This window comes from Hydrogenophaga sp. T2, assembly GCF_049843535.1.
Classification (GTDB): domain Bacteria; phylum Pseudomonadota; class Gammaproteobacteria; order Burkholderiales; family Burkholderiaceae_C; genus Hydrogenophaga; species Hydrogenophaga crocea.
On sequence record NZ_JBBHZJ010000006.1, the window covers coordinates 153,723 to 165,960 of the forward strand.

12 protein-coding genes and 1 pseudogene are annotated in these 12,238 nt (G+C 68.5%); 8 read left to right on the forward strand and 5 right to left on the reverse strand.

The annotated features are described in order from the left end of the window. Positions 1 to 13: 13 nt before the first annotated feature. Both WDZ95_RS15355 and WDZ95_RS15360 read right to left on the reverse strand, forming a co-directional pair. On the reverse strand, positions 14 to 904 hold the full coding sequence (locus WDZ95_RS15355) for an alpha/beta fold hydrolase (RefSeq protein ID WP_425779632.1): 891 nt from the start codon (positions 902 to 904) through the stop codon (positions 14 to 16). Further along, entirely contained in the window at positions 901 to 1,515 is a 615-nt protein-coding gene (locus WDZ95_RS15360; RefSeq protein ID WP_425779634.1) for a TetR/AcrR family transcriptional regulator, read from the reverse strand. Before WDZ95_RS15360 ends, WDZ95_RS15355 begins: the two co-directional genes overlap by 4 nt. Positions 1,516 to 1,649: 134 nt before the next feature. Between WDZ95_RS15360 and WDZ95_RS15365 the strand changes: the two genes are divergently transcribed. Continuing rightward, on the forward strand, positions 1,650 to 1,988 hold the full coding sequence (locus tag WDZ95_RS15365) for an SMR family transporter (protein WP_166229009.1): 339 nt from the start codon (positions 1,650 to 1,652) through the stop codon (positions 1,986 to 1,988). A gap of 57 nt (positions 1,989 to 2,045) precedes the next feature. Here the strand turns inward: WDZ95_RS15365 and gap are convergent, their stop codons facing one another. Together gap and tkt are read right to left on the reverse strand one after the other, a co-directional pair. After that, positions 2,046 to 3,044 (reverse strand): type I glyceraldehyde-3-phosphate dehydrogenase, encoded by a 999-nt coding sequence (gene gap / locus WDZ95_RS15370; protein WP_166229011.1) that lies wholly within the window; start codon positions 3,042 to 3,044, stop codon positions 2,046 to 2,048. A 33-nt stretch (positions 3,045 to 3,077) separates the two neighbouring features. Beyond that, positions 3,078 to 5,135 carry a transketolase gene (gene tkt, locus WDZ95_RS15375; RefSeq protein WP_425779637.1) on the reverse strand — a complete coding sequence of 686 codons (2,058 nt, stop codon included), beginning with the start codon at positions 5,133 to 5,135 and terminating at the stop codon, positions 3,078 to 3,080. Positions 5,136 to 5,311: 176 nt separating this feature from the next. Between tkt and WDZ95_RS15380 the strand changes: the two genes are divergently transcribed. Together WDZ95_RS15380 and WDZ95_RS15385 are read left to right on the forward strand one after the other, a co-directional pair. Then, positions 5,312 to 6,037 (forward strand): nucleotidyltransferase family protein, encoded by a 726-nt coding sequence (locus WDZ95_RS15380; RefSeq protein ID WP_425779639.1) that lies wholly within the window; start codon positions 5,312 to 5,314, stop codon positions 6,035 to 6,037. 16 nt (positions 6,038 to 6,053) lie between these two features. After that, complete coding sequence (locus WDZ95_RS15385; protein ID WP_425779641.1) at positions 6,054 to 7,451, forward strand: aminopeptidase P N-terminal domain-containing protein; 1,398 nt, start codon at positions 6,054 to 6,056, stop codon at positions 7,449 to 7,451. A gap of 3 nt (positions 7,452 to 7,454) precedes the next feature. On the opposite strand, the gene WDZ95_RS15390 is transcribed toward WDZ95_RS15385, so the two are convergent. Next, complete coding sequence (locus tag WDZ95_RS15390) at positions 7,455 to 7,760, reverse strand: hypothetical protein (protein WP_166229019.1); 306 nt, start codon at positions 7,758 to 7,760, stop codon at positions 7,455 to 7,457. A gap of 125 nt (positions 7,761 to 7,885) precedes the next feature. Between WDZ95_RS15390 and bfr the strand changes: the two genes are divergently transcribed. The 5 genes and pseudogenes from bfr to WDZ95_RS15415 form a co-directional block, all read left to right on the forward strand. After that, positions 7,886 to 8,362, forward strand: a complete 477-nt coding sequence (bfr, locus tag WDZ95_RS15395; RefSeq protein WP_287469931.1) for a bacterioferritin — start codon at positions 7,886 to 7,888, stop codon at positions 8,360 to 8,362. A 102-nt stretch (positions 8,363 to 8,464) separates the two neighbouring features. Further along, on the forward strand, positions 8,465 to 8,689 hold the full coding sequence (locus tag WDZ95_RS15400; protein WP_166229022.1) for a (2Fe-2S)-binding protein: 225 nt from the start codon (positions 8,465 to 8,467) through the stop codon (positions 8,687 to 8,689). A gap of 157 nt (positions 8,690 to 8,846) precedes the next feature. After that, entirely contained in the window at positions 8,847 to 11,174 is a 2,328-nt protein-coding gene (locus WDZ95_RS15405; RefSeq protein WP_425779644.1) for an NADP-dependent malic enzyme, read from the forward strand. A 180-nt stretch (positions 11,175 to 11,354) separates the two neighbouring features. Beyond that, positions 11,355 to 11,786: a ribonuclease domain-containing protein gene (locus WDZ95_RS15410; RefSeq protein WP_166229026.1), complete on the forward strand. Its 432-nt coding sequence runs from the start codon at positions 11,355 to 11,357 to the stop codon at positions 11,784 to 11,786. Positions 11,787 to 11,839: 53 nt separating this feature from the next. Next, positions 11,840 to 12,235: pseudogene (locus tag WDZ95_RS15415) on the forward strand (barstar family protein); the annotation flags it as partial. Positions 12,236 to 12,238: the final 3 nt, after the last annotated feature.

Below are 12,238 nucleotides of genomic sequence, written 5' to 3' on the forward strand. Positions count from 1 at the left end.
TCCGACGCGCGCATCAGGCCGGCGACCGGACGGGCAGGGCGTCGAACCAGGCCAGGGCCTCGTTCCACAGCGGCTGGGCGCGCGGCCGGAAATACCCCATGTGCCCGATCGGCCCCAGACCGCTGCGCCGCGAATCGAGCGTGACGGCGCGCACCGGGGCGTTGCGGTAACCGGCCATGAAGGCGTCGCGCGATGCCGGCGGCGCCCAGGCGTCGTCGATCGCGTTGACCGCCACGATGGGAAAGCGCACGGCATCGAAGCGCGAGGTCACCTCGCGCATCTGCGGGTCGTCGAAGAAGTAGCGCGGGAAACGGCACCAGTGGCGCCACTGGCGGTACACGTCGATCGGCAGGTCTTCGCCCATGCCGAGCCGGCTCCAGGGCAGGTAACCGGCCACGCGCGTCATCACCGGGCCGAGCACGTTCCACATGAACTGCACGCGCAGGCGCTCGAGCGGCGGCATCCAGCCGTGCCAGCCTGCGCCGGTGGCGAAGGTGTAGGCGGCGTCCACCTGCTCGGGGTGGGGCAGCAAGCCCAGCGCATGGCCGCCGTACGAATGGCCCACCAGCCACAGCGGCACGCCCGGCGCGCGCATGGCCGCCACGCCTGCGGCCAGGTCGAGCCGGCCCCAGTCGAGGTAGTTCATGCGAAAGCCCTTGAGTGTCTTGGGCGCCGAGCTGCCGATGCCGCGGTAGTCGAGCGTGAGCACGTCCACGCCCTGGGCCGCCACGTGCTGGGCGAAGCGCTTGTAGAAGCCCTGCGGCACGGCCGTGGCGCCGCCCACCACCAGGTGGGCGCGCGGCGGCATGGGGCTGCGGTAGCGCAGCGCGGCCAGCGGGTAGCCGTCGGCGGCGTGCAGGGTGAGGGGTTCGGCGCGAATGGCGTCGGCGGCGGAGGCGGTCATGGCAGGGGCTCCTTCGAAGGGGCGGGGGACTCGGGCACGGCCAGCAGGCTCAGCAGGGTGTCGGCGATGCGGTCGAGCGGTTCGGTGCTGTGCGCCACGCGCGCCTGCAGCAGGCCACCCTCGTAGGCCGCGACCACCAGGGCCGCGATGCCTTCTGCGCGGGGCGCGGGCATGCCCGCGGCCCGCAGGCCCTGGGCGATGCGCTCGCGGATGCGCGCGAAAGCCCGGGCGAGCGCGTCGCGCAGGGCCTGGTCGGCCGGGGTGGATTCGAGCGCCACGGTGGCCAGCGGGCAGCCGACCTCGAAGCCGCTCTCGCTGAGCCGGCCGGTGGCGCGCGACATCCACAGACGCAGGGCGTCGAGCGGGTCGGGCGTGGCCTGGAGCAGCCGGTCGAGGCCGTCGCTCATGCGCTCGACCACGGCGTCGATCGCGGCCACCGCGAGCGCGGTCTTGCCGCCCGGGAAGTGGTGGTACAGCACGCCCTTGGGCGCTTGCGCGGCCTGCAGCAGCTCGGTCAGGCCGATGCCGTGCAGGCCACGCCGGCGCAGGGCGTCGGTCATGGCGGCGATCAGGCGTTCGCGCGCGGGCTCGAAGGGCGGGGGAGCGGGCATGCGCGGCATTCTCTAGACCGATCGGTCTAGCGTCAAGTCGCAATCCGGGGTGCGCTGTCGTGCCCGCGACGCGGGACGGCGCAGAATCGGCGGCCCGGGGGCCCACGCCTTGCCCGCCACCCCAACGCCTGCCCATGTCCGCCACCACCTACCTCTACCTCGGCATCGCCATCGTTGCCGAGGTGGCCGCCACCACCGCACTCAAGGCCTCCGACGGCTTCACCCGCCTGCTGCCCAGCATCGGCGTGGTGATCGGCTACGCGATCGCCTTCTATTGCCTGGCGCTCACGCTGCGCACCCTGCCCGTGGGCGTGGCGTACGCGATCTGGTCGGGCGTGGGCATCGTGCTGGTGTCGCTGCTGGGCTGGCTGGTGTACCGGCAGACGCTGGACGCGGCCGCGCTGCTGGGCATGGGTCTGATCATCGCGGGCGTGCTCGTGATCAACCTGTTCTCGAAAACCGCTGGCCACTGAGACCCGCCCACGAAAAAGGCGCCCGAAGGCGCCTCCCGTGCGGACCGGTGAAGCGGCTTATTTCGCCACCACGCGCGCCATTTCCAGGCACTTGTTGGAGTAGCCCCACTCGTTGTCGTACCAGCTCACCACCTTGATGAAGGTGCCGTCGAGCGCGATGCCGGCGTCGGCGTCGAAGATCGAGGTGCGCGCGTCGCCGCGGAAGTCGGTCGCCACCACCTTGTCTTCGGTGTAGCCCAGCACGCCCTTGAGCGCGCCTTCGCTCTGGGCCTTCATCTCGGCACAGATCTCGGCGTAGGTCGCGGGGTTGTTGAGCTCCACGGTCAGGTCGACCACCGACACGTCGCTGGTGGGCACGCGAAAGCTCATGCCGGTGAGTTTCTTGTTGAGCTGGGGAATCACCACGCCCACCGCCTTGGCCGCGCCGGTGCTGCTGGGGATGATGTTCTCGAGGATGCCGCGGCCGCCGCGCCAATCCTTGTTGCTCGGGCCGTCCACGGTCTTTTGCGTGGCGGTGGCGGCGTGCACCGTGGTCATGAGGCCGCGCTTGATGCCCCATTTGTCGTTGAGCACCTTGGCCACCGGGGCCAGGCAGTTGGTGGTGCAGCTGGCGTTGCTGATGATGGCCTGGCCGGCGTAGGTGTCGTGGTTGACGCCATAGACAAACATGGGCGTGTCGTCCTTGCTCGGCGCGGACATGATGACCTTCTTGGCGCCCGCGGCCAGGTGCTTCTCGGCGCCAGCCTTGTCCAGGAAGATGCCGGTGGCTTCGATCACCACGTCGGCGCCGACCTCGCCCCACTTGAGCTCGGCCGGGTCCTTCACCGCGGTCAGGCGGATTTTGTTGCCATTGACGATCAGGTGGTTGCCCTCGACCTTCACGTCGCCGTCGAAGCGGCCGTGCACGCTGTCGTACTTGAGCATGTAGGCGAGGTAGTCGGGCTCGAGCAGGTCGTTGATCGCCACGACCTGGATGTCCTTGAAGTTCGCCACCGCGGCGCGGAAGACCATGCGCCCGATGCGCCCGAAACCGTTGATACCGACCTTGATCGTCATGCTGTCATCTCCAGGGTTTGAATCGAAAGGGAATCACTGCTGCGTGAGCACGGCGCGCACCGTGTCCGCCACGTTCTCGGGGGTGAAGCCGAAGTGCTTGAACAGCACCGGCGCCGGGGCCGACTCGCCGTAGGTGTCGATGCCCACGACGGCGGACACGCCGTACTTCCACCAGAAATCGCTCACGCCCATTTCCACCGCCACGCGGGGCAGGCCGGCGGGCAGCACGGCCTTCTTGTAGGCCGCGCTCTGGCGGTCGAAGCGGTTGGTGCCGGGCATGGAGACCACACGCACCGCAATGCCGTGCGCCTTGGCGAGCAGCTCCTGCGCCTTGAGCGCGAGCTGCACCTCGGAGCCGGTGGCGATGATCACGGCCTGGGCCTTCTTCTTCAGGCCCACCTCGGCGGGCTCGGCCAGCACGTAGGCGCCCTTGGCGATGTCGCTCAGGTCTTTCTTCGGCGCGTAGGGCAGGTTCTGGCGCGACAGCAGCAGCGCGGTGGGCTTGTCGCGGTTCTCCAGCGCCACGGCCCAGGCCACCGCGGTCTCGGCGGTGTCGGCAGGGCGCCAGACGTCGAGGTTGGGGATCAGGCGCAGGCTCGCGGCGTGCTCGATCGACTGGTGCGTGGGGCCGTCTTCGCCCAGGCCGATGGAGTCGTGCGTGAACACGTGGATCACGCGCTGCTTCATCAGCGCGGCCATGCGGATGGCGTTGCGCGAGTAGTCGCTGAAGGTGAGGAAGGTGCCGCCGTAGGGGATGTAGCCGCCATGCAGCGCCACCCCGTTCATGATGGCGGCCATGCCGAACTCGCGCACGCCGTAGTTGATGTGGCGGCCCAGGCGGCCTTGCTCGTCGCGCACCACCTCGCCCGCGAGGTCCACGCGCAGCGCAGGCGTGGCCTTGGTGTTGGTGAGGTTGGAGCCGGTGAGGTCGGCGCTGCCGCCCAGCAGCTCGGGCAGCGCGGCGGTGAAGAGTTCGAGTGCGAGCTGGCTGGCCTTGCGGCTGGCCACGGTCTCGGCCTTGCTGTGGGCCTGCACCGCCGCGTCCACCGCCACCTGGGCGAAGTTCTTGGGCAGCTCGCCCTTCATGCGGCGCAGGAACTCGGCGGCGAGTTCGGGGTGCGCGGCACGGTAGGCATCGAAGCGCGTGTTCCAGTCGGCCTCGGCGCTCAGGCCGGCGGCCTTGGCGTCCCAGCCGGCGTACACCTCGTCGGGGATCACGAAGGGCTCGTGCGACCAGCCCAGCGCTTCACGCGTGAGCTTGATCTCGTCGGGGCCCAGCGGCTCGCCGTGCGCCTTGGCGGTGTTGGCGCGGTTCGGGCTGCCCTTGCCGATGTGGGTCTTGCAGATCACCAGGCTGGGCGCGTCGGCGTGGCGCTTGGCGTCGGCGATGGCGCGGTCCACCGCGTCCACGTCGTGGCCGTCGATGGGGCCGATGACGTTCCAGCCGCAGGCCGCGAAGCGCAGCGCGGTGTTGTCGATGAACCAGGGCGTGACCTTGCCATCGATCGAGATGCCGTTGTCGTCGTACAGCGCCACCAGCTTGTTGAGCTTCCAGGCGCCGGCCAGGGCCACGGCTTCGTGGCTGATGCCTTCCATCAGGCAGCCGTCGCCCAGGAATACATAGGTGTGGTGGTCGACGATGGTGTGGCCGGGGCGGTTGAATTCGGCGGCCAGCAGCTTCTCGGCCAGCGCCATGCCCACCGCGTTGGTGATGCCCTGGCCCAGCGGGCCGGTGGTGGTTTCCACGCCGGGGGTGATGCCGACCTCGGGGTGGCCCGCGGTCTTGCTGTGCAGCTGGCGGAAGTTCTTGAGCTCCTCGATCGGCAGCGCATAGCCCGTGAGGTGCAGCAGCGCGTAGATCAGCATCGAGCCGTGGCCGTTGGACAGCACGAAGCGGTCGCGGTCGGCCCAGTGCGGGTTCACCGGGTTGTGCTTGAGGTGGCGGCCCCACAGCGCGACGGCCATGTCGGCCATGCCCATGGGCGCACCCGGGTGGCCGGAGTTGGCGGCCTGAACGGCGTCCATCGCGAGGGCGCGGATGGCGTTGGCCAGAACCAGGGGAGAAGCGGTGACGACGGCAGAGTCGCTCATGGAGACCTCAGGTGGGGACGCGGGCGCGGCGCAGACCGTCGTGCACGGCCCGGCCTGGGTAGAAACCCAGAATTTTAGCGGCTGGGCTCCGGTCCCCCGGTCTCGCGATACCCAACGGGGTGGGGGCCACTGCGTGCAGCCGGGGCGCAACGCCGGCTACAGTGGGGGCTTCAACCATGGTCTCCACCGCCCAAGCCATCGTCCTTGCCGCCGGCCGCGGCAACCGCATGCGCCCGCTCACCGACCGCGTGCCCAAGCCCTTGCTCGCGGTGCAGGGCCGCTCCTTGCTGCGCTGGCACGTGGACGCGCTGGCCGACGCGGGCGTGGACCGGCTTGTGATCAACACCGCCTGGCTCGGCGAGCAGATTCCCGCGCATTTCGGGCCCCGACCGCACAGCAGCGCGGGCCGGCCCGTGACCATCGCCTACTCGGCCGAGGGCGAGGACTTCGGCTACGCGCTCGAAACGGCGGGCGGCATCGCGCGCGCGCTGCCGCTGCTGGATGCGCGGTTCTGGGTGGTGGCGGGCGACGTGTACGCGCCGGGCTTTCCCTTCGATCCCGCAGCACTCGAGCGCTTCGCGCGCAGCGACCGCCTCGCGCACCTGTGGCTGGTGCCCAACCCGGCGCACAACCCGCGGGGCGATTTCGGACTCGGCCCCGGCGGGCTGGCCCTCAACGGCGGGGCCGAGCGCTTCACGTACAGCACCATCGGGCTGTACCGGCGCGAGCTGTTCGAGCCGCCCTGGTGCGAGATCCACCCGGGCAACCCGCAGGGCACGGCCGAGCCGCTGGCGCCGCTGCTGCGCCGCGCCATGGACGCGGGCCGCGTGAGCGCCGAGCTCTACACCGGCCCCTGGACCGACGTGGGCACGCCCGAACGCCTGGCCGAACTGAATGCATAAACGGGAGAATGCCGCGATGGACGCCTCGACCCATTTCCGCCTTTATGCCGAGCGCCGCGCGCGCCTGGCCTCGCAACTCGGCCCCGGGGGCATTGCCATCGTGCCGACCGCGCTGGAACGCCCGCGCAACCGCGACACCGACTTCCTTTACCGCCACGACAGTTATTTCTATTACCTGAGCGGCTTCACCGAACCCCAGGCCTGGCTGCTGATCACGGCCGAAGGGCGCACCACGCTGTTCTGCCAGCCCAAGGACCTCGAGCGCGAAATCTGGGACGGCATCCGCCTCGGACCCGAGGCCGCGCCCGCCGCGCTCGGCGTGGACGAGGCCTTCGCGGTCACCGAGCTCGACCAGCGCCTGCCGCGCCTGCTCGAGAACCGCGCGGTGGTCTGGTTCCCCTTCGCCACCCACACGGGCCTCGAAGGCCGCATCGACGGCTGGCTGCAGAAGGTGCGTGCGCGTGTGCGCTACGGCGCGCTGTGCCCCGAGACCCAGCGCGACCTGTGCACGCTGCTCGATGAAATGCGGCTCGTGAAGGACGCGCACGAACTCGACATCATGCGGCGCGCCTCGAAGATCAGCGCGCGCGCCCACATCCGCGCCATGCAGCGCAGCGCGGCCATGCTGCGCGCGGGCCAGGACGTGCGCGAGTACCACCTCGACGCCGAGCTGCTGCACGAGTTCCGCCAGGGCGGCTCGCAGTACCCGGCCTACGGCAGCATCGTCGCCGCGGGGGCGAACGCCTGCATCCTGCATTACCGCGCCGACGCCGCGCCGATCCGCGACGGCGAGCTGGTGCTGATCGACGCCGGCTGTGAGCTCGACGGCTACGCGAGCGACATCACGCGCACGTTTCCGGCCAACGGCCGCTTCACGGGGCCGCAGCGCGCCGTGTACGAGCTCGTGCTCGCGAGCCAGGACGCGGCGGTGGCGGCCACGCGGGCCGGCGCGCGCTTCGTCGACCCGCACGAAGCCACGGTCAGGGTGCTGTCGCAGGGCCTGCTCGACCTGGGTCTGCTCGACAAGGCCAAGGTGGGCACGGTCGACGACGTGATCGCCAACCGCCATTACTTCCAGTTCTACATGCACCGCACCGGCCACTGGCTGGGCATGGACGTGCACGACTGCGGCAGTTACGTGGAGCCTTCCGAAGTGGGCAAGGTGAGCGAGCGCAAGGACCCGCTGTCGGGCGAGACCATCAAGGACCGGCCCAGCCGCGTGCTGCGGCCGGGCATGGTGCTCACGATCGAGCCCGGGCTCTACATCCGCCCCGCCGACGGCGTGCCCGAGCGCTTCTGGAACATCGGCATCCGCATCGAGGACGACGCGGTGGTCACGGAAAGTGGCTGCGAACTGATCACGCGCGACGTGCCGGTGGACCCCGACGCGATTGAATCGCTCATGCGCGGCTGAGGCTCACTGCAGCGTGCGGTGCTCGGGCATGGGCGTGAGGCCCGGCGACGGCGCCGCCGCGCTGCCGAGTTCGAGCAGCCAGCGCGCACTCAGGCGACCGAGCAGCAGCCGCATCGGTGCCGACAAGGCCGGGTGCTGCGACAGCTCGGTGAGGTTGCTCACGACCTTGCCCACCATCAGTTCGCGCTGCCGCACCGGCCCGGTGTGCTGCGCGCAACCCGTCATGAGCGCGAGCGTGCCGGCGAGCAGGGCCTCGGTCGGCGGCAGCGTGTACTCCTCATCGGACGGGCGCATCGGATCGGTTTTCATGGGTGCTCCAGCAGTGACTGGGGACCATCATATGAGAACAATTCTTATTTGCAAGCAAGCCACCCCGCGGCGGCCGTGGGCTTCGGCCCACAATGCCGCCTCCCCTCACCGCGAAAGGAGCAGCCATGAAAGGCGATGAAAAAGTCATTGCACACCTGCAAGCCCAGCTCAAGAACGAGCTGACGGCCATCAACCAGTACTTCCTGCACTACCGCATGCTCAAGCATTGGGGCCTGGACAAGCTGGCCAAGAAGGAATACGACGAGTCGATCGGCGAGATGAAGCACGCCGACCAGCTCATGGACCGCATCTTCATGCTCGACGGCCTGCCCAACCTGCAGGACCTGGGCAAGCTGCACATCGGCGAAGACGTGCCCGAATTGCTCAACTGCGACCTGCAGCTCGAGCGCGGCGCCCAGGCCACCATCAAGGACGGCATCGCCCACTGCGAATCCGTGCGCGACTACGTCTCGCGCGACATCCTGCAGGGCATCCTCGACGACACCGAGGAGCACATCGACTTCCTCGAAACCCAGATCGATCTGATCGGCAAGGTCGGCCTGCAGAACTACCTGCAGAGCCAGATGGGTTCCGTGAGCTGATCGCGATCGGACGCGGCACCGCCCGTCGGGCGGTGCCCTGGGGGCATTGCGCAATGAATACGAGCCATTATCATTTGCAGGCGTTTCATTCCGCTCAAGCCCATGATCGTCTGCGTCTGCCGCCGCGTCAGTGACAAAACCATCGCCCAATGCGCGCGCTCGGGCATGGCGTTCGACGACATCCAGCTCGAGCTGGGTGTGGCCACGCAGTGCGGTCGCTGCGAGGGCTGCGCGCGCCAGGTGTTCACCGAGTGCGCCCCGGGCCACGCCGTCGCCCACCTGCAGTTGCAAACGCCCGAGCAGGCACGCCTGGCCGCCACGGCCTGAGCCCCGGCCGCCGCGCGCGGCCCCCGATTCCCCCTGTTTTTCTCACAAGGCCTACACCCATCGGCCCGCTGGGCCATGGGCCGTCCGGGCGCAGGGCCACATTTAGAATGCGAATTCGCCTTTCGCATGGCAGAAAGCAACACGGCCGGAGACACGCATGACCGCATCCCACAGCCCCGAGAACAAGCGCGCCGAACTGCGCCAGGCCGCCCTGGACTACCACGAGCGCCCGGTGCCCGGCAAAGTGGCCATTGCCGCCACCAAGCCCTTGTCGAACCAGCGCGACCTGGCGCTGGCCTATTCGCCCGGCGTGGCCGCGCCCTGTGAAGAGATCGTGGCCGATCCGGCCAACGCCTTCCGCTACACCGCGCGCGGCAACCTCGTGGCCGTGATCACCAACGGCACCGCCGTGCTCGGGCTCGGCGACATCGGCCCGCTGGCCGCCAAGCCGGTGATGGAAGGCAAGGGCGTGCTGTTCAAGAAGTTCTCCGGCATCGACGTCTTCGACATCGAAATCGCCGAGAAAGACCCGGACAAGCTGGTCGACATCATCGCCGCGCTCGAACCCACGTTCGGCGGCATCAACCTTGAAGACATCAAGGCCCCCGACTGCTTCTATGTCGAGCGCAAGCTGCGCGAGCGCATGAAGATCCCGGTCTTCCACGACGACCAGCACGGCACCGCGATCGTGGTCGGTGCGGCCATCCTCAACGGCCTGAAGGTGGTCGGCAAGGACATCAAGCAGGTCAAGCTCGTCACGTCGGGCGCGGGCGCCGCGGCGCTGGCCTGCCTGGGCCTGCTCGTGAAGCTGGGCCTGCCGCGCGAGAACATCTGGGTGACCGACCTCGCGGGCGTGGTCTACCAGGGCCGCACCGAACTCATGGACGAGGACAAGGTGCAGTTTGCGCAGAAGACCGACGCGCGCAAGCTCGCCGAGGTCATCGCGGGTGCCGACATCTTCCTGGGCCTGTCGGCCGGCGGCGTGCTCAAGCCCGAGATGGTCAGGTCCATGGCCAAGCAGCCGCTGATCATGGCGCTGGCCAACCCCACGCCCGAGATCCTGCCCGAAGAGGTCAGGGCCGTGCGCGACGACGCCATCATGGCCACCGGCCGCACCGACTACCCGAACCAGGTCAACAACGTCCTGTGCTTCCCCTACATCTTCCGCGGCGCGCTCGACTCGGGCGCCACCACCATCACCGACGAGATGGAGATCGCCGCGGTGCACGCCATCGCCGAACTCGCGCAGGCCGAGCAGAGCGAGGTGGTGGCCGCCGCCTACGCGGGTGAGAAGCTCGCCTTCGGCCCCGAGTACCTGATCCCCAAGCCTTTCGACCCTCGGCTGATGATGAAGATCGCGCCCGCGGTGGCCCAGGCCGCGGCCGACAGCGGCGTGGCCCTGCGTCCGATCGCCGACATGGCCGCCTACCGCGAAAAGCTGCAAGGCTTCGTGTTCGCCTCGGGCACCGTGATGAAGCCCATCTTCACGGCCGCCAAGCTGGCCACGCGCAAGCGCGTGGCCTATTCGGAAGGCGAAGAGGAACGCGTGCTGCGCGCCTGCCAGATCGTGGTCGACGAGGGCCTGGCGCGCCCCACCCTGATCGGCCGCCCGGCCATCATCGCCCAGCGCATTGAGAAGTTCGGTCTGCGCCTCAAGCAGGACCTCGACTACGACGTGGTCAACGTCGAACAGGACGACCGCTACCGCGACTTCTGGCAGACCTACCACCGCATGACCGAGCGCAAAGGCGTCACGCAGCAGCTCGCCAAGATCGAGATGCGCCGCCGCCTGACCCTCATCGGCGCCATGCTGCTGCACAAGAACGAGGTCGACGGCCTCATCTGCGGCACCTGGGGCAGCACCCAGGGCCACCTGCAGTACATCGACCAGGTCATCGGCAAGCGCGCCGGCGGCAGCCCCAGCACCGCCCAGGACGTGCGCATCTACGCGTGCATGAATGGCCTGATGCTGCCCAACCGCCAGGTCTTCCTGGTCGACACGCACGTCAACGTCGACCCGACGGCCGAGGAGCTGTGTGAGATCACCGTGATGGCCGCCGAGGAAATGCTGCGCTTCGGCATCCAGCCCAAGGCCGCGCTGCTGTCGCACTCCAACTTCGGCTCCTCCAACGAAGGCTCGGCCGTCAAGATGCGCCGCACCCTGGAGCTGCTGCGGGAGCAGGCGCCCTGGCTGGAGGTCGACGGCGAGATGCACGGCGACGTGGCGCTGGACGCCGAGGCCCGCCACCGCCTCATGCCCAATTCGACCCTCAAGGGCGCGGCCAACCTGCTGGTGCTGCCCAACATCGACGCCGCCAACATCGCCTACAACCTGCTCAAGACGGCGGCGGGCGGCAACATCGCGATCGGCCCCGTGCTCCTGGGCGCCGCCCAGCCGGTGCACATCCTCACGCCCAGCGCCACGGTGCGCCGCATCGTCAACATGACGGCCCTCACCGTCGCCGACGCAAACGTCGGTCGCTGAAGCTTTGCACCATAGCGGGCGCTAACTTATCAGCTTCTGTAGTGCCCCTTGCCAGTGCCCATTTTTTGGGCATTGGCTTGCTTTTTGACCCGGGTTAGGGCACACTCCCGCGCTTGTATTTGAGGGTTAACCCCAGCGTCACGGACATGGGTTAACCCGCATCAGGAGCCATCCAAGCTCATGGATTTGCGGCGGATTCGCCAGCGTTGGGGCAAAGGGAAAGCCGGGTTGCTGGCGGCAGTGGTTGCCGCCGCGGTCAGCGCAACAGGCACCATTCTGGTGCAAGCGCGCGGGCCCGACCCATCGGCCCTTCCTGCCACCACGGCGGCCGTGTCGGTCACCGCCCTGCCTGTTCAGGGTCAGCAAGTCATGGGCCAGATCTCGGCAGGAGGCCCCTTCCGCTACGAAAAGGACGGCACCGTCTTTTTCAACCGCGAAGGCCTGCTGCCCCGTCAAAAGCGTGGCTACTACCGTGAATACACCGTGCCCACCCCAGGCCTGGGCCACCGGGGGGCCAGGCGGATCGTGTGCGGTGGTGAGCAACCCAGGGTGCCTGATGCCTGTTACTACACCGAGGACCACTACGCGAGCTTTCGCCGCATCGTGCAGTGAGCCTCACAAGAGCGTTCGGTTATTCAACTTTGACTGTGGAAAGAGACGCGGAGATGGACACGCCACTTCGTAATGTGCGACCCAACATCGTTCAGTCGATTCGCGCCTTCGGCGTGAAAGACCTGCAAGCGGCCGCGGAGCAACTGGGTCACCACTTCCTCTATGCCAACCTGGCCAAGGCCCAGAGCAAGCAGGACGTGCTCGAGCTGATCGCCGCCCAGTACACGCTGCCGCCGCACTTCGGCAAGAACTTCGACGCGCTCTACGACTGCATGACCGACATGGTCCACAAGTCGGGCCCGCAAACCGGCTTCATCGTCGTGCTCGAGCACATCCCGGCGCACAGCAAGTTCGACAAGGAAGCGCGCGAGCAACTGCTCGACATCTTCCGCGACACCGCCGAGTACTGGAGCGACCGCAAGGTGCCGTTCCGCTGCTTCTATTCGTTCTCG